The organism is Robinsoniella sp. RHS, from assembly GCF_001029355.1.
Taxonomy (GTDB): Bacteria; Bacillota; Clostridia; order Lachnospirales; family Lachnospiraceae; genus Robinsoniella; species Robinsoniella peoriensis.
The window spans coordinates 283080-304642 of the sequence record NZ_JNGB01000004.1; the positions used below are offsets into that span (position 1 = coordinate 283080).

General features: G+C 43.0%; 15 protein-coding genes. 13 read left to right on the plus strand and 2 right to left on the minus strand.

All coding sequences use genetic code 11. The features are described from left to right. Positions 1-216 precede the first annotated feature (216 nt). The 8 genes from RHS_RS04230 (at position 217) to RHS_RS04265 (ending at position 11123) form a co-directional block, all read left to right on the plus strand. Positions 217-1644, plus strand: coding sequence for a 6-phospho-beta-glucosidase (locus tag RHS_RS04230; protein WP_047832450.1), 1428 nt, complete (start codon positions 217-219; stop codon positions 1642-1644). Next, positions 1641-2624, plus strand: coding sequence for an ROK family protein (locus RHS_RS04235; protein WP_138003170.1), 984 nt, complete (start codon positions 1641-1643; stop codon positions 2622-2624). Before RHS_RS04230 ends, RHS_RS04235 begins: the two co-directional genes overlap by 4 nt. Before the next feature lie 178 nt (positions 2625-2802). After that, the gene (locus RHS_RS04240; protein WP_047832406.1) at positions 2803-4611 is read left to right on the plus strand and encodes a sensor histidine kinase; all 1809 of its coding nucleotides are present in this window, start codon (positions 2803-2805) and stop codon (positions 4609-4611) included. Then, positions 4586-6115 (plus strand): response regulator, encoded by a 1530-nt coding sequence (locus tag RHS_RS04245; RefSeq protein ID WP_047832407.1) that lies wholly within the window; start codon positions 4586-4588, stop codon positions 6113-6115. The genes RHS_RS04240 and RHS_RS04245 overlap by 26 nt, the downstream gene beginning before the upstream one ends. Positions 6116-6220: 105 nt before the next feature. Further along, on the plus strand, positions 6221-7609 hold the full coding sequence (locus RHS_RS04250; protein WP_047832408.1) for an ABC transporter substrate-binding protein: 1389 nt from the start codon (positions 6221-6223) through the stop codon (positions 7607-7609). 28 nt (positions 7610-7637) lie between these two features. Further along, entirely contained in the window at positions 7638-8540 is a 903-nt protein-coding gene (locus RHS_RS04255) for a carbohydrate ABC transporter permease (RefSeq protein WP_047832409.1), read from the plus strand. Next, positions 8540-9385 (plus strand): carbohydrate ABC transporter permease, encoded by an 846-nt coding sequence (locus RHS_RS04260; RefSeq protein WP_047832410.1) that lies wholly within the window; start codon positions 8540-8542, stop codon positions 9383-9385. Before RHS_RS04255 ends, RHS_RS04260 begins: the two co-directional genes overlap by 1 nt. Positions 9386-9431: 46 nt before the next feature. Then, on the plus strand, positions 9432-11123 hold the full coding sequence (locus tag RHS_RS04265; protein ID WP_047832411.1) for a glycoside hydrolase family 2 TIM barrel-domain containing protein: 1692 nt from the start codon (positions 9432-9434) through the stop codon (positions 11121-11123). A 118-nt stretch (positions 11124-11241) separates the two neighbouring features. Here RHS_RS04265 and RHS_RS04270 read toward each other — a convergent pair whose 3' ends face one another. Next, a complete protein-coding gene (locus RHS_RS04270) occupies positions 11242-12453 on the minus strand; it encodes a helix-turn-helix domain-containing protein (RefSeq protein WP_047832412.1) in 1212 nt (403 codons plus the stop codon). Positions 12454-12498: 45 nt separating this feature from the next. Beyond that, positions 12499-12738 carry a hypothetical protein gene (locus RHS_RS04275; protein ID WP_044288845.1) on the minus strand — a complete coding sequence of 80 codons (240 nt, stop codon included), beginning with the start codon at positions 12736-12738 and terminating at the stop codon, positions 12499-12501. 237 nt (positions 12739-12975) lie between these two features. On the opposite strand from RHS_RS04275, the gene RHS_RS04280 reads away from it, so the two are divergent. From RHS_RS04280 to RHS_RS04300, 5 genes are all read left to right on the plus strand, one after another. Further along, positions 12976-14292 carry a glycoside hydrolase family 1 protein gene (locus RHS_RS04280; protein WP_395021244.1) on the plus strand — a complete coding sequence of 439 codons (1317 nt, stop codon included), beginning with the start codon at positions 12976-12978 and terminating at the stop codon, positions 14290-14292. Between the two features lie 25 nt (positions 14293-14317). Further along, entirely contained in the window at positions 14318-15793 is a 1476-nt protein-coding gene (locus RHS_RS04285) for an MFS transporter (RefSeq protein ID WP_044294299.1), read from the plus strand. Positions 15794-15816: 23 nt separating this feature from the next. Next, complete coding sequence (locus RHS_RS04290; protein WP_047832414.1) at positions 15817-18348, plus strand: family 78 glycoside hydrolase catalytic domain; 2532 nt, start codon at positions 15817-15819, stop codon at positions 18346-18348. Positions 18349-18364: 16 nt separating this feature from the next. Then, complete coding sequence (locus RHS_RS04295; protein ID WP_047832415.1) at positions 18365-20605, plus strand: glycoside hydrolase family 2 TIM barrel-domain containing protein; 2241 nt, start codon at positions 18365-18367, stop codon at positions 20603-20605. An 85-nt stretch (positions 20606-20690) separates the two neighbouring features. After that, positions 20691-21554: a sugar phosphate isomerase/epimerase family protein gene (locus RHS_RS04300; protein ID WP_395021247.1), complete on the plus strand. Its 864-nt coding sequence runs from the start codon at positions 20691-20693 to the stop codon at positions 21552-21554. Positions 21555-21563: the final 9 nt, after the last annotated feature.

The following is a 21563-nucleotide window of genomic DNA, read 5'->3' on the forward strand; positions in this document are numbered from 1 at the left end:
GAACATGTTTTTTTGTCTCACCATGTGATGGAAGTATCGGTTGATATCATTGGAAATGTAATTGAGGTCTGTGAGGATATTTTGCAGGGGAAGGCAGACGATATTCCATTTTCATTTATGGGGATGCATGCATATATTGCAAAATCATGTAATGAACGGTTCGAAAGGACAGATGGGAAAGCCGGAAATATTATTTACAGCAAAGAACATGTGAAAATGTTTCCGAAAAACTTTTTGTGGGGCGGAGCAGTTGCCGCCAACCAGTGTGAAGGTGCCTATCAGGAGGATGGCAAAGGTCTTTCTATTCAGGATGTGATGCCACACGGCATCAAAGGCCCCAGGACAGAAAAGCCTTCAGAGGACAACATGAAACTTGTGGGCATAGATTTTTATCACCGATATAAGGAAGATATTAAATTATTCGCGGAAATGGGATTTAAAGTATTCCGCACTTCGATAGCATGGAGCAGGATTTTCCCACGTGGAGATGAAGAAATGCCAAATGAGGCAGGACTTCAGTTTTATGATGACCTGTTTGACGAGTGCAGGAAATATGGAATGGAACCACTGGTTACGATTTCCCATTATGAGACGCCACTTTATTTGGCGGAAACCTGGAACGGATGGCTGGATCGCAGGATGATCGGATTCTATGAGCGGTATGTCAGGACGATTTTCAAACGCTATAGAGAGAAAGTAAAATACTGGCTGACATTTAATGAAATTAATTCTATCTTAAATTCTCCATTTATGAGCGGTGCAATTAATACACCGAAGGAAGTGCTGACTGAGTCCCAGTTATACCAGGCAATCCATCATGAATTAGTTGCCAGTGCCCTTGCAACGAAAATCGGTCATGAAATTAACCCGGATTTTCAGATTGGATGCATGATCCTCAGTATGCCGGTGTACCCTCTGACACCAGATCCCGGGGACGTCATTCGGGCGATGGAGGAGGAGCATAAACATGCCATGTTTACAGATGTTCATGTCAGGGGTGAATATCCGGGATATATGAAGCGTTACCTAAGGGAACATGGCATTCAGATCGCATTTGATAAAGGGGATGCAGAGATTCTGAAAAATACAGTGGATTTTATTTCTTTCAGCTATTATGCCAGTGTTTGTGCCACGGCAGATCAGCGCAAAGATATCAGCGGAGAGGGAAACCTCTTTGGAGGAGTTCCAAATCCTGCCCTTAAAGCCAGTGAATGGGGCTGGCAGATTGATCCAGGAGGGCTGCGCTATGTATTAAATCAGTTCTGGGATAAATACCAGAAGCCCTTGTTTATTGTGGAAAACGGACTGGGTGCAGTGGACCGTTTAGAAGAGGATGAGGAAGGGAATCTTACTGTATTTGACGATTACCGGATTGCTTACTTAAGAGATCATCTGCTGCAGGTGAAGGAAGCAATTGAGGATGGTGTAGAAGTCATGGGATATACCACTTGGGGGTGCATCGATCTGGTCAGTGCATCCACCGCTGAATTGAAGAAACGGTATGGATTCATTTACGTGGACAGGAATGATGACGGCAGTGGTACATTAGAGCGGTATAAAAAGAAAAGCTTCTACTGGTACCGGGATGTGATAGCCAGCAACGGAGCGTCATTAAAGGACGGCAGTGAGGAGGCAGATATATGAAATATTTGGCCATTGACGTAGGCGGTACCTATACAAAATATGCGGTTATGGACGAAGAGTGTAATTTTTACAATAAGAATAAAGTTGCCACCAGGCAGGAATCTTTCGAAGATTTTATACAAATGCTGGAATGGATTTATGAACAAAATCAAGATCAGATAGAAGGCATCGCATTAAGTGCAGCAGGCATTATTGACAGTGAAACAGGATTTATGTACAACGGTGGATCTATTTTCTGCATTTCCAATATTAACATAGTGGAAATATTGGAGAACCGTTGTCATGTACCGGTAACTGTTGAAAATGATGCAAAGTGTGCAGCATTGGCTGAGGTGTGGAGAGGAAGCCTGTCTGACTGTAAAAATGCCATTGCAGTCATATGCGGCACTGCGGTGGGCGGTGCCGTGATCTGCAACCGCAAGGTCTTAAGAGGGAAGCATTTTATGGCAGGGGAATTCAGCTATATATTAACAGATGGAGAAGATGCGTTTAATCAGGATAAGACGCTGGCTATGACAAACGGTATTCCGGCATTGATACATCTGGTTTCATCAAAGAAAGGCATTCCAATAGCAGAACTGGATGGAGAAAAAATATTCTCCATGGCAAACTGCGGCGATGAAGAAACGCTTTGCTGTATCCGCAGTTTTGTTAATACGCTGGCAGTTCAGATTACAAACTGCCAGTTTATCTTTGACCCGGAACGCATAGCTATCGGCGGTGGGATCAGTGCGCAGCCGTTGTTTTTGCAAATGATCAAGGAAGAACTAAAAAAATTAAACGGAGTTTATCCTCATGAGGTACCGATTCCGGAAGTCACAGCCTGTAAATTCTTCAATGATTCCAATCTGATTGGCGCATTATATGTGCATCTGAAGTCAAAAGAGGAGAAAATCAACATGGATAAAGTAAAAGAATTCATGAGCCTTGTGCAGGATAGAAGAGAAGGACAGTATTTAAGGGAACTTTTTATTGGATAGATGTGGCAGACGCGGTGGCTGCCTGATTTAGATAAAAGGTTTCTGTCTGTGTAGAAGCATCTCACATGTTGAGGTGCTTCTGTTGCGTATATAGATAGGATTTAAATATTTGGACGAAGCAGGCATAGCATGCTATAATTCAAATATTGCAGAGTTTACCTGATAGGGAGTCCAAATAATGGGAGGATATAACAGCATGCTTAGGGCAGCAAGAAAAAAAATTGATGACATGCCATTAAAACAAAAAATTATGGCCATTGTACTAATTGGGGTTTCGGTTATGGCGGCAGTAGCCTATATTGTTATACAGGTTTTGGCTGGTTCTTACAACAAGATGCTCTATCAGACTCTTTCTGAATCAATGTCCTATTCATCCGGTGAAATTACAGAGTATATGAAAAAAATGGAGTCGCTCACGTCCATGTTTTTGGGAGAAGAGAAGGTACAGAATAATTTAGGAACAATCAAAGAAGATAATTTGAAGATGGCCAGCTCCATGAGTGCTGTCCAGAATATGCGTTCCTATATAGGAGAGTATTATCAATCCTTTTCTGACGGGATATTAAAATATATTAATCTCTACTTGCCCTCTTCAGTCGTTTATACGAATATTATCGCTGCAGATAAGACACCAAAAGAAATTCAGGAGGAGATACTGAAACAGGCAGATGAAATGGGAGGTGCACCCTGCTGGGTTGCAGATTACATGGATGAATATGGATTGTTTCTTGCCAGAAATATCCGACAGATTGAGGGACTTCAACTTGATAAGCTGGGTACAATTTTATTGAATGTAGATATGGATAAGCTGATTGCTTCCAGTACAAAGCTGGAGGATAATTACGGTGAATCAGCCTACGTGATATTGGATAAAGACCAGATATTGTATCACACTGACAACCTGTCCCTGGAGAATGCGGAGTTGGTCCGTTTGGAGAAAACAAACAGTTATCAGGTATTGTGGTTAAATGGAAACAGCTACTTTGCGGTGCATGGAAATATTTCCGAGTATGGCTGGGATTATTATTATCTGATCTCTTATGAAGGAATTGCGAAACAACTGGCCGGTATTAAGTGGATCTGCTTCATAATTATCGTCCTGGATCTTTTGATCGTAATCTATTTATCTGTCCGGCTTGTTGGAAAATTAATGGTACATGTGGGAAGACTGACCGATAAGATGCAGCAGTTTGCCAGAGATAATACACGGGTGCCGGAGGTGGATTATGATTATTCAAGTCGGGGAGATGAACTCGGAACATTGAACCGGCAGTTTGATCAGATGAGCGAAACGATTATTCATTTAATCAGAGAAAATTACGTAAATGAAATACTGAAAAAAGAGGCACAGATTAAAGCATTGGAAAATCAAATAAATCCGCATTTTTTATATAACACACTGGCATCGATTAAATGGCGGGCAATGGCTAGCGGAGAAAGAGATATTTCTGATATGGTAGATGCTTTGGGGACACTGCTGCGTACGTCTTTAAGCAATAAGGATGAGAATGATTTTACATTAGGAAAAGAATTGGAGGCAGTACATTCCTATATTACCATACAAAAACTGAGGTATGAAGACCGACTGAAATTTGAAAATCATATTGGTCAAGTTTACAATCAACTGAGAATCCCTAAATTGGTAATTCAGCCAATGGTAGAAAATGCCATATTTTATGGTCTGGAAACAAATGTAGAAGCATGCTATATTGTTCTGGAGGCAGAAATAAAAGGGAAGGTATTGCATTTTTACGTGAAGAACACAGGATCGGAAATGGAAGAAAATCTGCTTACAAAGCTGATACAAGAAGAAATTAAACCTCATGGTAATGGTGTGGGACTGATGAATATTGACAGAAGAGTGAAGATGCAATATGGAGAGGAATACGGCTTGCGTATGTATAATGAGGAGGATTATGCAGTAGCAGAGCTTTCTATTCCGGCGCCGGAGGAGGAAAGGAATGTTGAAATTAATAATTGCAGATGATGAACGAGTAATTAGGGAGACAATTTCCAGTTTCATTGATTGGGAAGAGATTGGAATAAAATTAGTCGGTCTGTGCAGTGACGGGATAGAGGCATACAATATGATCCTGGATGAAACACCGGATATTGTCATGACAGATATACGGATGCCCGGTCTGTCAGGATTGGATCTTGTTCGGGAGATAGCACAAACGAATCCGCAGATACAATTTATTATCTTATCGGGTTATGAGGATTTTGAATATGCCCGGGAGGCCATGAAATATGGTATCCGACATTATCTTTTGAAGCCATGCAATGAGGAAAAAATCCGGGAAAGTATTATACAGGCCAGAGAAGAATGTCTCAGAATAAAACAACAGATGGAAGAAAAGGAACAGCAGAGCGCTATGACAAGAACAATTCGCCAGGATGCAATCTTTCATCTGCTGATGGATGGCATTGCGCTTGAGAGGGAAGAAGGGGATATATTTGAACAGAAAGTGGAAGGACTTCAGGATTTCTACGGACAATATATAGATCTTTACCAACGTCCCTGCCATCTCTGCTATGTATATTTTCTGGAACGGGTATATCTGGAGCAAGTGCTGGAAGAACTACGGCAGGAAGAAGAAGAGCGAAACCGGCAGAACATCTTCTATGGTATTTATGTGAATAACATTCTGCTGCTGTTTTGTTATGAGCAATTGGATATGGCGATATTTCATGAACATTGGGTAAGGATATCTGAGCATATACAGCTGGAAAGCGCCAGATTTCCGAATTTACAGAGCCTGTTGGAGGTGGTGCTTACCAAGATTAAAAGATATGACACCATCTATGCAATCCATAATTACAGACCTATCGTCATATTAAACAATCAGAATGTGCTTCAGCATTTACAGCTGATTTATCAGCAGTTGGGGGATGCCAGCGAAGTAACAGTGAAAAAAATGTGCAAAGAGCTGCGCTTTATGGTAGATGGTGCGGCTCAGTCAGATTTCCTGCAAATGCTGGGAAACAGCATTTGTACTCATCTTCCGGCCTTAGGAATTTGTTCTTTAGCGGAAGTGACAGAGACTGTGAGAGATATTCAGATGACGGATGAGAAAGAAGAACTTCGCTTGCTGCTGAAGTCGGTCATTGACAGGATGGAAAAGGAGCTGTGTTTACCGCCCCAGCGCTATGGGATGCTGGTGGAAAAGGTAATGACTTATGTGGAGGAACATCTGTCAGAGCAGAACCTGACATTGAAAAAAATTGCAGAACAGCACCTTTACATGAATGTAGATTATGTAAGCCGGCAATTTAAGCAGAGTACAGGGGATAAATTCTCGCAGTACCTGACTGAACAGCGGGTAAAGAGGGCAAAGGAGCTGTTAATGAATGCTGATACCGGAAAAATACAATACGTGGCAGAACAGGTAGGCTGCGGTAACAATCCACAATATTTTAGTAATATTTTCAAAAAGCTGGTGGGTATGACACCCGGGAGATGGGCGGCACAAATGCAGAAAAAGGAATAGAAATCGGTTTTTTATACAGAGTAGTCGGTTTTCTCAGATTGAGGAAACTGACTGCTCTGTTTATAATAGGTCATATATTCCAGGAGGAACGAAAGGAGAAAAGAAATGAAGAAAAAAGCAATTGTGCTGCTTTTAATGGCAGCTATAACCACTGCTTTGCTTGGGGGATGCAGCACTGGAGGAGAACAGAAACTGCCTCAGAGTGCAGGAAGCGAAGGGGATGCAAAAAAAACAGAAGGAACAGAGACAACCTCTGCGGGAGCAAGTGAACAAAAAGAGGAAAACAAAGATGTAAAGTTAAGTGTTTTCTGGTGGGGAAGTCAGCTAAGGAATGAAAGAACCCAGCAGATTCTGGATATGTATGCAAAAGATAATCCGGGAATTACGTTTGACGGACAGTTCTCGGCAGATTATTGGACGAGACTGGCGACGCTTGCAGCAGGACATACTATGCCGGATGTGGTACAGATGGATTATACATATATCTCACAATATGCGGGAAAAGATCAGCTGGTAGACTTAACTCCTTATATTGAGGATGGTACTATTGATGTAAGCAATATGGATGAGAATATATTGGCAACCGGTAAAGTAGGAGATGGAATTTATGCAATCTGTAACGGGGTTAATGCACCGGCATTGTTATATAACAAGACGCTGTTGGATGAAGCTGGTATTAAAATTCATGATTATATGACGGTGGAAGAGTTCAAGGATGTATGCCGTGAGGTATATGAGAAGACAGGATATAAGACAGGATTAAGCTATGGCAGTAATACAAACGGTGATTTTCTTCCATATCTGCTGCGTGCAGAAGGAAAGCAGCTATATGGTGACGGAAAATTTGCTGTGGAAAGTGCAGATGATTTTGTGGGTTTCTTCTCCCTATTTGAGGAGGGAATAAAAGAAGGCTGGCATGTGGATCCAAGTCTTTATGTGGAAAGAACAAGAGGACAGGCAGAGCAGGATTGTCTGGTTTATGGAAGCAGCCCGGAAACCATGTCATGGTGTGGATTCTATCACTCCAACCAGCTGGTAGCCATGCAGAATGCTGCGCCGGAAGGTACGGATATTGCAATGACAACTTTTCCATCTGACAATCCGGAAGCTTCAAATTATTTAAAGCCCAGCCAGTTTTTCTCTATTAGCGCAGACAGCAAAAATCCGGACGAGGCAGCTGAACTGATTAACTATATTACCAATTCTGTGGACTGCAACAATGTACTTCTTGGAGAACGCGGAGTGCCTGTTTCCAGTAAAGTGTCAGAGGCAATTTCTGTGAATCAGACAGCGGACGAGCAGGAAGTGGTCAGCTATATCAATGAAGTAGTAACGCCAAAATCCTCTAAGATTAACCCGCCGACACCAGGAAATGCCAGTGAGGTATTTAGCCTGATTGATTCTTTGACAGAGCAGGTACTGTATGGACAACTGACGGCAGAAGAAGCGGCAGAGCAATTGTTTACACAGGGAAACGGTTATCTTGCAAAGTAATGTAAGCCGGCAGGAGCGGCGGTTAGGAATGGATATGAGAAAGAAATATAAATTTAACATTTATAAAGAGAGTACAGCAGGTGTCATTTTTACTTTGCCGTTTATTATCGGATTTCTGCTGTTTCTCATTGTTCCCTTGGGAATATCGTTGTATTACGCATTTTGTGATTATGGAATATTGACCCCGGCAGCATTTACGGGACTGAATAATTTCCGTAACATGATGGTGGACGAGCTGTTTTGGAAATCTCTTGGAATTACAGTCTTTTATTCGGTGGTATCTGTACCGCTTAAGCTGGTTTTTGCACTTTTGGTGGCCATTCTTTTTCAGAAGACCACCAAGGCCACTGGCCTGTATCGGGCACTCTATTATTTGCCCTCCATAATCGGAGGTTCCGTAGCAGTATCTATTTTGTGGAAAAGGATGTTTGCAACGGATGGAATGGTGAACCAGATTCTGCACAGCTTCGGAGTACAGACAAGTATTCCCTGGCTTGGAAATGCAAACACGGCAATTTGGACATTGATTTTACTGACGGTATGGCAGTTTGGCTCTTCCATGTTGATTTTCTTGTCATCCTTAAAGCAGATTCCGCGTACTTTCTATGAAGCATCGACTGTAGACGGTGCAGGAAAATGGAGGCAATTTACAAGTATTACCTTACCGCTTCTGACGCCTACGATTTTTTTTAATTTGGTAATGCAGATGATAAACGGGCTTCTGGCATTCACACAGTGTTTCATTATTACACAGGGGCAGCCTTTGAATTCTACCTTGTTTTATATGGTACATATGTATAATCAGTCCTTTGTACATTATAATACCGGCTATGGAGCCGCACTGGCATGGGTGATGATTCTCATTGTAGGCTTTGTGACTGCCATCCTGTTTGCGACCAAGAAACGCTGGGTATATGACGGAGGATTCTGATGAAAAGTAGAAGAAAAACAAGCAGAGTAATTTATCACATATTTGTATGTGCATTCGGATTATTAATGATTTATCCGCTTTTATGGATGTTTATGAGTTCCTTTAAAGAAACAAATACGATTTTCCTGACAGCAGGTACTTTAATACCGGAAAAATTTGTTTTGGACAATTATATAAATGGCTGGAAGGGTTTTGCAAATATCAGTTTTGGTACTTTTTTTAAGAATTCAGCCTTTTTATCTGTGATTGCAACCATAGGGACGATAGTATCTTCGTCTCTGGTAGCATTTGGATTGGCCAGATGCCGTTTCAGAGGCAAGAAATTATTATTCGGTGCCATGCTGTTGTCCATGATGGTACCGGCTCAGGTATTGATGATACCGCAGTTTATCTGGTACCAGGAGCTTGGCTGGGTAGGCTCTTATCTGCCGCTGATTGTTCCGTATTGTTTTGCTATTCAGGGTTTCTTTGTTTATCTTATGGTAAACTTTATTGAAAGCATACCAAAAGAGATGGATGAAGCAGCTAAGATTGACGGCTGTTCATATTTTGGAATTTATTCTAAAATAGTGCTTCCTCTGATGGTGCCATCTATGGTAACAGCCGGAATATTCTCTTTTATGTGGAGATGGGAAGATTTCCTTTCTGCCCTGCTTTATATAAATCAGGCAGAAAAATACCCGGTTTGCCTGGCATTGAAGCTCTTTGCAGATCCCGGCTCATCTTCGGATTACGGTGCTATGTTTGCCATGGCCACCTTATCCATCGTGCCCATGATTGCGATTTTTATTTTCTTTCAGCGGTATCTGGTAGAGGGGGTATCTACTTCAGGATTAAAGGGCTGACAAAGGGCTACAAAAATGTCACAAAAAATAAGGAGAACAAAGTGTTATGCTAAGGACGTTTGAAATGCATCAGATTCGTAAGACTATGGAACTGTCAGGGAAATTGTGGGATTTTACTCCTTTAGAGGGAGAGCAGGCGGGGGAAACCATGAAAGTGATGGTACCCAGCTGCCTGGAGACTTATCCTGGATTTGGAAATTACAGAGGATTTGTCTCTTATGAGACCGTTTTCGAGGCTCAGGGTAATATCCGTCTGGAATGTAAGGGGGTGAGTCATTATGCCCGCGTATATGTAGATGGAAAGGAAGAAGCTGCGCATTATGGTTCTTATACACCCTTTGCAGTTTGTGTTAAAAATTTGGCTGCAGGACAGCATTCACTCAAAATATTAGTGGACAATGCTTTCCGAGACGAGTACGCACTGGACTTCCCGAACGATTATATGTCCTATGGTGGAATTTCAAGAGGCGTCATGCTGGAACAAGTAGGAAATGTGTATATTGAGTGGGTGCATGTTACTCCCCGGCAGGAAAATAATGGTGACTGGACTGCCAGGGCAGAAGTTTCCTGTCACAATCTTACGGAAACAACACAGAAGGTTAAGCTCAGAGTGAAACTGGCAAATAGTGAAATGGTTTCTGGAGAAATCATACTGATGCCCGGAGAGAATCGCTATACTTTTGAAGATCTACAGGCAAAGAATGTGACACCCTGGAGCATGGCGACGCCGGCGCTATATCAGGTGCAGGTAACGCTGGAGCAGAATGGCATTGTAGTGGACGATTTAATTGACCGCACAGGCTTCCGCATGGTGAGATTAGAAGGACGCCAGGTCCTTCTGAATGGAAAACCTTTGCGGATCAAAGGATTCTGCCGCCATGAAGACCATCCTCAATATGGTTGCGCGCTCCCCAGGGAGGCAATTGCTTATGACCTACAGCTCATTAAGGATTTGGGGGCGAATTCGGTCAGAACCTCTCATTATCCCAATGATGAGTTGTTTCTGGATATGTGTGATGAACTGGGAATCCTGGTCTGGGAAGAAAATCACGCCAGAGGCATAGATGGAGAGCGAATGAAGAGCCCCTGCTTTGAAGAGCAGTGTGAGCAGGTAATCAGGGAAATGATTACCGCACATTATAATCATCCATCTATCTACATCTGGGGGATTTTAAATGAATGCGGCAGTGAGACTAAGTATGAACGAAGCTGTTACCGTGCTCAATTTGAATTGATCAGACGCCTGGACAGTAGCCGTGTGTGCAGTGCTGCATCCTGCAGATTTGGTACGGATATCTGTCAGGACTTACCAGACGTATGTTCCTGGAACATTTATCCCTACTGGTATGATGAAGACACTGCCACACAGAAGATCGATAAACTTCATAAGTGGCTTGAGTCAGACGGAAAAGGAGCAGGAAAACCTCTTTTGATCACAGAAGTTGGGGCAGGGGGGATTTACGGATTCCGGGATACTTCCAGCGATGTCTGGAGTGAAGACCTTCAGGCGGAGATATTGGAGAAACAGTTGAAAGAAATTGCGGCAAGTGAAGACTGTATGGGGATGTATATCTGGCAATTCTGTGATGTGAGAGTAAGTAGAATCTGGTGGGCATTAAGAAGGCCAAAGAGCCGCAATAATAAGGGAATAGTGGACGAATACCGCAGGCCGAAGATGGCATATAAGGTAGTTCGGGAAATCTTCAGAAGTCTGCCAGATTACCGGGAACAAGAATAGATTAAAGTTAAAGCTCCGGTGGGATGACACCGGAGTTTTTCACGGCTATTGAGGTCTTGTAGTCAGTTGTGTGAAAAATATTGTTAATAAACTGCAGATAATACGATTAGAATTCTTTCTATATTTTCATATTTTTTCGTCGATATCCCGCAGGTGTTTCTCCTGTCACCTTCTGAAAAGTATCAGAAAAAAAGCTCCGCGAACTAAACCCGAGCTCATTACTGATATCAATAATACTCATATTTGTCGTGCTAAGTAAAATCTTAGCCTTCTTTATCCGTTCCTGATGGATATACTTACTAATGCTACTTCCCATTTCCTGTTTGAATTTACGGGAAAAATAGTATTCGGTATATCCCGCACGGGATGCCAGAAACTGAGTTGTTAGCTTTTCAGTGATATGCATGGTGATATAATCGCAGCAACTTAGGACAGCTCTGGAAATATTGGCATTGGTTCGTACCTGTCGAACTTTTTGAACATATTCTTCCATGATGTTTTCAACAAGAACCGAGGCTTCCGGAATAGAACCGGAGTCTTCAATTCTTTGGGTATAATAATCTTGCATAGTATAGGAAACAGCAGGAGATAGGCCTCCTTCGATGGCTGCACGAGAACAAAGTGTCAAAAGGACAATCGCATTATTCTTAGCATTGCGCAGGGGGCCTCCTGAATCAAATTTAACACCGCTGCTTAAGGTGCGGGATGCATTTAAAGCTTCTTTATAATGGAGATTTCCATCCCGAATCATCTGAATAAATGTCTGCTCTGATGCCCAGATACCCCAGTGTTCATCTGATTTGGAGGATAAGTTGTCCGTATTCTTAGAATTATCTGTTGATGTAATATGCTGTAGTTGATCAATGGCAATTTTTTCTCCAGTGATACAATAGTGAAGCATAATTGCATACTGGTAGAGGAGATTGAGCGGTACGATTGGAACCTCTTCCAGCTGCCTTAGTACATCCATCCGGATATGGACGGACAAATCGTGCCGGTTAAGACTTTCTTTTACCTGCTGGTAAGAATTCTTTCCGGTAAAAATTGGGCCAATGACATGGACATGAGTCAAGCTGTTGCCATCCCATTCAAAGTCGGCAATCCACAGAAAATTCAAAAAGGTATCTAATATGAGCGGATAATGACCGGTCTTGGCATAGTTAAGCAGATAAGCTGACTGACTTAGTAAGGAATAATTATTACCTGCGGCAAACTCTTTGGGACAGCTCGTATGAAGCAATGTCAAATCGGAGGCATAGGTCCAGTAGTATATATTATGGCTACAACAAATCAGTTCTTGAAATAATTTTAGATTTTCTATGATACTCATTACACATTCCCCTTTCTATCATATAAACATGCGGATTTTGAACTGCTACGCTCTGCTCTCTTCTAAATAGGGGGAGAGTTTGGGAATATCCTCCTCGCTCATACAACAAATCGTTCCCTGACTCCAATCATAGGAATGGCTGGCAACAGTACAGAAGATATATTGGCTCAAAGTAGAACTAAGATTAAGTCTGTCTCCATCTGATGTTTCATAATACACTTCACCTTGGCATTTCTGAATTTCCAATAAAAACTTTGCTATATCTATATTTGATTTTAAATTCATATCCTTCGCTCCTAATCTCTTATCGTATGCTTCCATTCTAGTATATAATACAATCTGAAAAAAAACAGTTAAAAATTCGCGATTTTGTTCAAAAAATGGTTGATAAAGAATTATAGACAAATATCAAACAAAAAAGCAAAATTTTGAAAACAAAGAAATGAAATAGTATATATAATCAGATTATAGAGAAAAGCAACATGTAAGAGCAAATTTGGTTAGCGTAGAGAGGAGAAGCAAATGATGTTTTCGAAAGATTTTATGCTTGGAGCTGCGACAGCAGCACATCAGGTGGAGGGAAACAACATACACAGCGATTATTGGGTACAGGAACAGATATCACATTCTATGTTTAATGAGCCTTCCCTGGATTCAGTGGATCATTATCATCGGTATGAAGAAGATATTCATCTGATGGCAGAGGCGGGACTTAATACCTACCGTTTTTCAATTGAATGGGCGAGGATCCAACCAGAACCGGATACGTGGGATGAGGCAGAAGTACAGCATTATCGTAATGTGTTGGACTGTTGCTATGCAAATCATGTGCGACCAATCGTTACCATCCATCATTTTTCGTCACCTAAATGGCTAATCAGTCAGGGCGGATGGGAAAACCCGGAAGTGGTGGAGAAGTTTGCTGTATATTGCAAGCGTTTAGCCAATGAACTGGGTGATAAAATGGAATATGTCTGCACGATCAACGAGGCAAATATGCGTCTCCAGTTGGCGGCATTAATGAAAGAAATGGTGCTGCGAATGGGAGGACAACAGACAGATGCAGATAAAGAAATCGGTGATAAAAAGAGTGCAGCCCAAGAGAGTGATGTGCAAGTTGGCATCAATATGAATAAAGAAAACATGATGCTTAGCATGATGGAGAGTGCGCAGGCCTTTGGCCTACAGAATCCCATGGATGTTCATACCTTTGTATCTCTGTGTACACCAGAGGGTGACCTATTAGTAATGAAAGCCCATGAAGCAGCAAGGGATGCAATGAAGGAAGCGTGTCCGCATCTGAAAATTGGCTTGACCTTATCGTTACATGATATGCAGCCTTATCCCGGTGGCGAGGCATTTGCTGAAAAAGAATGGGATGAGGAATTTAAGCACTACCTGCCATACATTAAGGATGATGATTATCTGGGCATACAGTGTTATACCAGAAAGCGTTTTGATGAAAACGGTGGTGCCCAGGCAAAAGATGAATGTTTGCGGACACAGATGGGATATGAGGATTATCCGTTGGCGATTGTAAACGTAACTCGTAAGGTAGCAGATGAATTTAAAGGTGATTTGATTATTACCGAAAATGGAATCGCAACGGCAGATGATAGCAGACGTTGCCAGTTTATCCGAGAAGTGACGGAAGGAATCCAAGCTTGTATAGACGATGGGATTCGGGTGAAAGGATATATGTACTGGTCACTCTTAGACAATTTTGAATGGCAGAAAGGCTATGGTATGAAATTTGGCCTAATCGGTGTTGACCGTAGCACTCAGACACGTTATCCCAAGGAAAGCCTTCAGGTGCTTGGAAGCTTAATGGAACGATAAAAGTAAAAGAAAAGGGGGGACAAAAATGAGCAGGAAAGAGAAAAACACACAAAGTGAAATCGATGGTGTACAGTACCGTCGGGCAAAAACATGGCAGATTGCCTTATCGCAGCTCAACAGTGGGGCAGCCATGTGTTTCTATATGCTAATCGGTTATGCAAGCTATGTTGGAAACGTGGGATATGGCGTTGCAACCGCATTGGTTGGAATAATTATCACCGGCACCCGTATTTTTGATGGCATTACTGATCCGCTTATTGCATTATTGATTGATAAAACGAACACACGGTTTGGAAAGCTTCGTCTTTTTATGTTTGGGGGCTGGCTGATTGAGACTCTGGCAGTTTTCATGATGTTCAATTGGTTCAGCGACAAAGGGCATGGCGTAGTTACCTTTATTCTAGTGTACATGCTGTACATTATTGGCTACACAATAAATAATATGGCTGGTCAGGTCATCGGACCGGTGCTGACCAATGATCCGAAACAAAGACCGTTAGTAGGAGTGTGGTCAACTATTTACAACTACTTCATCCCCATGTGTATATCAATGGGGATTACAGTTGGAATCTTACCTAAGTATGGAAATCAATTTACAGCCCCGATGTTAGCTGCAGCTTGTACCTTTGCAGTAACCGTTTCCTTTATACTGGAGCTTTTGGCCTGCATAGGTGTCTCACCGGCAGATAAAGCAGAAAACTTTAAGGGAATCAGTACTAAGAGCAGTCAGGAAGGGGTAAAGATCAAAGATATGATTACCATCCTTAAGACCAACCGCGCCCTTCAGACTTATATTTTTGCTGCAACATCAGATAAACTAGCCATGCAGACGGCTGGGCAGGCAGTTGTCACGACCATGTTATATGGAATCATTATCGGTAATATGCAGCTATCAACCATTGTCACTATGGTAGCCATGCTTCCTTCCATTATATTTGCCATTTACGGTGGACGCTATGCCGGAAAACATGGAAATAAAGAGTCAATTATTACGTGGACACGCCTGTGCATTATTACCACCGCTATTTTGATAGTATTTTTTGGAGTGACATCTTCCTGGACGGTCGGAAAGGTGATGCCACTGATGATAGTTTTCTTTGTCCTGACATTGTCTACAAATGGCTGTAAAATGTGTGTGACGACGGCAACCGGCGCCATGCTGGCTGATATCATCGATTATGAACTGGATCGTTCCGGTAAATATATGCCGGGCACTATGACAGGTGTTTATAGTTTTGTCGATAAGCTGGTTTCCTCCCTGGGTGCAATGATTGCTACCGGAAGTGTGGCAGTAATTGGTTATACAGCAGTAATGCCACAGCCAACCGATGAGAGAACACCTGCGATCTTTATAATGACGTTAATATTGAACTATGGTCTGCCAATTCTTGGATGGATCTGTACCTTGGTTGCACTTAAATTCTCACCATTATCCAAAGAGAAGATGGTAGAGGTGCAGCAAAATATTCAGGAGAAGAAAGCACAGGCGGAAGCAGAATAAGGTACGGGGAGGTATAAATTCAAATGAAAGCAATTAAACTCAAGACAGAACGCCTGGTGAATCCACTTGGAATAGACATCAAGCAGCCGTCTTTATCATGGATTTGCCAAGATGGAATTACTCAGACCGCATATAAAATAGAAGCGGTATCAGATGGGCGCATCGTCTGGAATAGCGGGAAAGTATCGACAAATAAAATGCAGGTGACCTTTGGCGAAGTACTGAAAAGTAAGCAACGGGTAAGCTGGAAAGTCCGTCTTTGGGATGAAGCGGATACGGTTGGAGAATGGAGTGAAGAAGCTTTTTTTGAAGCGGGTATTTTGGATGCTACGCAGTTTGTGGCAAAGTGGATAAATCCGGAATTGGTTTGTGATCCAAGTGTACATAAGCCGGCCAGCTATTTGCAGACAACTTTTAAGGCACCGCTTGGAAGTCAGGCGCGACTGTACATCACCTGCCACGGGCTGTATGAAGCATATATAAACGGTCTGAGGGTGGGAGACTTTGTGCTTGCACCGGGAAGCGATACCTATAATAAGAAACTGACCTATCAAACTTACGATGTAACTGAGCTGGTGAAAGAAGGAAAGAATAATGTCCAGGTGATCTTAGGGGATGGATGGTATCGCAGCTGCTCCGGTGTGGATGGAGAGAGAAATCTCTTTGGTGAAGATATTGCGCTGTTCTTTCAGCTGGAAGTTGATGGTGTGCCAGTTTGCATTTCAGATGAAAAATGGCAGGCAACCCAGGATGGACCAATTCGCGAAAACGATATGCAGCAAGGTGAAATATATGATGCCCGTAAGGAGAGATTGACAAGATGGCATGAAGTGAAGGTGGACGATTTCGAGATCACCCATTTCAAAGGTTCAAACTCAGTACCTATCGTGGAACAGGAACGTTTTGCCGGAAAGATAATGATTACGCCGAACGGTGAAACAGTGATTGATTACGGACAGAACCTGGCAGGTTATGTGGAATTTACCGTGAATGCGAAGGAAGGACAGACTCTCACCATGACCCATGGTGAATCGCTGGATGAAAATGGTAATTTTACAATTGAGAATTTTCAGGACCGTAAACGACATAAAGAAGGAGAAATAAAGCAGCGTGTGGAATTGATCTGTAGAAATGGCCGAAACCATTACAAATCTAAGTTTACTATTTGGGGGTTCCGCTACGGGAAAATAGAAACCGATATAGATTTATCCACAGCAACCTTTACTTCCATTGCCGTATATTCCAATATGGAGCAAACGGGGAGCTTCGAGTGCTCCAATGAAGACGTGAATCAGCTGGTGAGCAACAGCATCTGGAGTATGAAATCCAATTTTTGCGACATGCCAACCGATTGTCCAACCAGAGAGCGTGCAGCGTGGACAGGGGACATGGGAATCTTTATTGAAACCGGACTCTTTTTTGCTGATTGTTATCCGGTCGTACGAAAATGGCTGAGCGAGTGTCGCTTGAATCAGTATGATGATGGAAAGCTTTCGATTATCGCACCGCCAAATAACCAAACAAGTCAATACGCAGGAATGTTAGCCTCTTCGGTTGGCTGGGGTGATGCAGGCATAATTGTGCCATATACCATATATAAACGGTTTAATGATGTTCGCATTTTGGAAGAAAATTATGAAATGATGCAGGGATGGTATGGATTTTTAGAGAACCGCGCAAAGCAGATAAATGAGCATAACCCGATAGGAAAAGAAAATCCCTATGCAATGTATACCATCGACTCGGGTGTTGACTTTGGCGAGTGGTGCGAGCCGGGTGTCTCGGCGATGGTAGCTATGTCAAAGCCGCAATATAAAGTGGCTACAGCATATTTTGCCCGTTCCGGCAGAATGCTGGCAGAAATTGCCGAGGTCCTTGGACGAAGCGAAGATGCCGCACATTACCGGGATGCCGCAGAGAATGCTGCAAAGGCATTTCATTTTGTAGCGACTGATAACGGAAAGATCCATTCGGATCGCCAGGCAGAGTATGTACGCGCCATCGCGTTTGATTTGCTGAGCAAGGAAGAAGTCAAAGCGGCTGCAGCAGAATTAAATGGAAAAATCATAGAAAATGGATATCACCTAAATACCGGTTTCCTATCGACACCGTCGCTGTGCAGTGTATTAGCGGAGTATGGCTATCAGGAAACGGCTTATCGTTTACTACTACAGGATACGATGCCGGGCTGGTTGTATGAAGTGAAAAAAGGTGCTACTTCCATTTGGGAAACCTGGGATGGCATCAATGAAAAAGGTGAAGTTAGTGCATCGCTGAATCATTATTCCTACGGTGCTGTTTGCGGGTGGCTGTTTGCCGGCGTGTGCGGTATTCAGGTGGAAAATGAAAGAATAAAGATAGCTCCACAACCACATAAGCTACTGGGATATGCAAAAGCGGCTTATCGGTCTTCTATGGGGGAAATTGTCAGCTCATGGAAATATGAGCAGGATCAGCTTTTTTATGAAATCACGGTTCCAGCCAATGCAAAGGCAGAAGTATGTTTACCGGATGGCAGACATGAGTTCGTGACAGCAGGTGTTCATCATTTTTAAAGGAAGGGAAAATATTATGCGGAATACGATTTTATTGGATAACGGCTGGCAGTTTGTAAAAACAGCTGCCAGTGCCTCTGCAGCATGGGAAACTACAGGCGAAGCAGTAACCCTCCCCCACACATGGAATGCCTTAGACGGGCAGGACGGTGGTAATGATTATTATCGTGGACTCTGCTGGTATAGGAGAAAACTGGACATAACCGAAGTGGCAGATGGACAGTCTTTGGAAGAATTAAAGAAGGAGAAGGAGATCTGGCTGGAATTCTGCGGTGCCGCGATGACGGCTGAATTCTATTTGAATGGAGAAAAAAGGTTAACTCACGAAGGCGGATACTCTACCTTTAGGGTAAATCTGACTGAATATCTGCAGGAAGAGAACCAGTTGACAGTTTCGGTGGATAATTCGGAAAATGACCGGGTATATCCGCAAAAAGCCGACTTCACCTTTTATGGTGGTCTTTACCGGGAAGTGAATCTGTTGATTGTACCAAAAGCACATTTTGCTCTTGGCTATGCCGGCGGATCGGGCATCAAGGCCACGCCGGAGGTGGTTGGAAAGGATGCAAAAGTAACCGCCGAAGCCTGGGTAGAAGGTGTGGCAGAGACAGTTACTTTTGTAATCGGTGACTTGATACAGGAAGCCCAAATCATAGACGGACACGCAGAAGCGGTATTTACCATTGAAAATGTACATCTATGGGATGGCATCAATGATCCATATCTGTACACCATTAAAGCGGAAATTTGTCAGAATGATGAAGACGGTGACCGCATTACTACTAAATTTGGTTGTCGCACCATCAAATTTGACCCACAGGAAGGATTCTTTTTAAATGGTCGTAGCTACCCGCTGCGTGGTGTTTCACGTCATCAGGACCGTCTGGGCACGGGAAATGTCCTGACGAAAGAAATGCAGGTAGAGGATCTGGAAATCATCCGGGAAATCGGTGCAAATACCATCCGCCTGGCGCATTATCAGCATAGTCAGTATTTTTACGATCTGTGCGATGCTTACGGTATGATTCTCTGGACAGAGATTCCATACATCACCCAGCATATGCCAAACGGCAGGGAAAATACCTTAAGCCAGATGCGAGAGTTGGTGGTGCAAAATTATAATCACCCATCGATTGTCTGCTGGGGATTATCGAATGAAATTTCTGCAAGTGGAGGCGTTACCGATGATTTGATGGAAAACCACCGGTTATTAAATGATCTGTGCCATAGTCTGGACGCGACCCGGCCGACCACGATGGCCCATGTATTTATGCTGGAGACGGACAGTCCGCTATTAGAAATTCCTGATATTGCCAGTTATAATCTGTACTTTGGCTGGTATCTGGGCGAGCTGGAACAAAACAACAGCTTCTTTGATGAGTATCATGCTACTTACCCCAAACGATGTATCGGATTTTCTGAATATGGTGCAGATGCCAATCCGGCATTTCATTCATCAGATCCGGAGCGCGGTGATTATACCGAAGATTATCAGTGTATTTATCATGAGCATATCATCAGGATGATAGAGGAGCGTCCGTATCTCTGGGCGACCCATGTCTGGAACATGTTTGACTTTGCGGCAGACGGAAGAGACGAGGGTGGTAAGAACGGTCAGAATCAAAAAGGGCTGGTTACCATGGATCGAAGGCTGAAAAAGGATGCGTTCTATCTGTATAAGGCATATTGGAGCGAGGAAGCATTTGTCCATTTGTGTGGCAGCCGATATGTGGATCGGGCAGAGGGAGTAACCGAAGTAAAGGTCTATTCCAATCAGCCGGAAGTGACCTTATATGTAGATGGCGAGCCGATTGAGACACAAAAGGGGAATCGGGTATTTTGCTTTGCAGTTCCCATCAGTGGCAATCATACCGTGCAAGCTCTGGCGGGACAATGTACTGATGCAATGTCGATTCGCAAGGTAGAAAAACCGAATCAGGATTATCGGTTCGGAACAGCCGGAGACCTTGTCAACTGGTTCGACAAAGATGATTTCAAAGAGGGATATTTTTCAATAAAAGATACGCTGGCAACATTGCAGAGCCATCCCCAGACAGGAGCAATCATGGGAGCGATGATGGCACAGACATCTGCCGGCCGGGGTGATGTGGCTGAAAGTGTAAAGGATAACCCAAACCTGATAAAAATGATGGGAGCTATGACTTTGGAGAGTATGTTAAAGCAGGTCGGAGACGTCGTGAGTCAGGAGCAGGTAATGGCTTTGAATGCAGCATTGCAGCAGATTCCGAAACAATAGAGGAAGCGAAAGTTTGAAACAAAAAGCGTTTCTAACTTTCTATTGGTGCAATAACGCAGACCTGTCTGGGGTAGGGGGTATAGAAATGGAAATGATAAAAACGTTAAAAGCAGTTCAGATGATACAGCTCGGCACAGTCATGGGAAGCGAAGAGAAGGCAAAAGAGACCATGCGGTTGATGAAAGAGGCCGGATATGACGGAATCGAATTGAATGGCTTTATGATTAAAAAAATGCCCATGATAGTCCGGCTCCTGACCACACTGGCCAGAATGCCGATGGGGAAGACCGGCAAATTGGATTGGGAAAAGCTGATAGCCGAGTCTGATTTAAAGGTGGTCAGTGTACATGAAGACCTGGGAAGCTGCATGCGGGCACCGGAGGATATTATCGCCGAAGCAAAGGCCTTTGATACCAAATATATTGTTGTGACTGGGATGCACCAGTTTGACTATTCAGATAAAGCGGCGGTACTGGATTTGATCGAGAAACTGAACCATGTAGGAAAGGTTTTTGCAGAAGGAGGTATTTCCCTGTTATACCATAATCACAACTGTGAATTTCGCAAGGTAGAATCGGGCAAAACGGCCTATGACTTGATTCTAGAGAAGACGAATCCGGAGTATGTCAATTTTGAATTTGATTCCTACTGGCCAGCTGAAGCAGGTGTAGATGTGCTGCCATTAATGGAGCGGCTAGGTGAACGGATGAAGCTGTACCACATCAATGACCGGGGAAGCCGTGTGAGTGGAAGGACTAGCTCGATTCTTAAGTCAGATAGCATGGAGTTGGGATATGGGAACATGAATCTTACGGTGATGGTGGAACAAGCGAAGAAAGCCGGCGTGGACGCGGTGATTCTGGAGAGCCATAAAAACTGGGTGGATAAATCACCGATAAAATCATTTCAGATGAGTGCGGAGTTTATGAACAAATATGTGACTTTTTAACAGGCATTT

Coding starts and splice junctions, on each gene's coding strand:
- RHS_RS04230 (WP_047832450.1), top strand. CDS start 217: ATGTTTCCGAAAAACTTTTTGTGGGGCGGAGCAGTTGCCGCCAACCAG.
- RHS_RS04285 (WP_044294299.1), top strand. CDS start 14,318: ATGAGCAGGAAAGAGAAAAACACACAAAGTGAAATCGATGGTGTACAG.
- RHS_RS04295 (WP_047832415.1), top strand. CDS start 18,365: ATGCGGAATACGATTTTATTGGATAACGGCTGGCAGTTTGTAAAAACA.
- RHS_RS04290 (WP_047832414.1), top strand. CDS start 15,817: ATGAAAGCAATTAAACTCAAGACAGAACGCCTGGTGAATCCACTTGGA.
- RHS_RS04300 (WP_395021247.1), top strand. CDS start 20,691: ATGGAAATGATAAAAACGTTAAAAGCAGTTCAGATGATACAGCTCGGC.
- RHS_RS04280 (WP_395021244.1), top strand. CDS start 12,976: ATGATGTTTTCGAAAGATTTTATGCTTGGAGCTGCGACAGCAGCACAT.
- RHS_RS04245 (WP_047832407.1), top strand. CDS start 4,586: ATGTTGAAATTAATAATTGCAGATGATGAACGAGTAATTAGGGAGACA.
- RHS_RS04270 (WP_047832412.1), bottom strand. CDS start 12,453: ATGAGTATCATAGAAAATCTAAAATTATTTCAAGAACTGATTTGTTGT.
- RHS_RS04260 (WP_047832410.1), top strand. CDS start 8,540: ATGAAAAGTAGAAGAAAAACAAGCAGAGTAATTTATCACATATTTGTA.
- RHS_RS04265 (WP_047832411.1), top strand. CDS start 9,432: ATGCTAAGGACGTTTGAAATGCATCAGATTCGTAAGACTATGGAACTG.
- RHS_RS04275 (WP_044288845.1), bottom strand. CDS start 12,738: ATGAATTTAAAATCAAATATAGATATAGCAAAGTTTTTATTGGAAATT.
- RHS_RS04250 (WP_047832408.1), top strand. CDS start 6,221: ATGAAGAAAAAAGCAATTGTGCTGCTTTTAATGGCAGCTATAACCACT.
- RHS_RS04235 (WP_138003170.1), top strand. CDS start 1,641: ATGAAATATTTGGCCATTGACGTAGGCGGTACCTATACAAAATATGCG.
- RHS_RS04255 (WP_047832409.1), top strand. CDS start 7,638: ATGGATATGAGAAAGAAATATAAATTTAACATTTATAAAGAGAGTACA.
- RHS_RS04240 (WP_047832406.1), top strand. CDS start 2,803: ATGGGAGGATATAACAGCATGCTTAGGGCAGCAAGAAAAAAAATTGAT.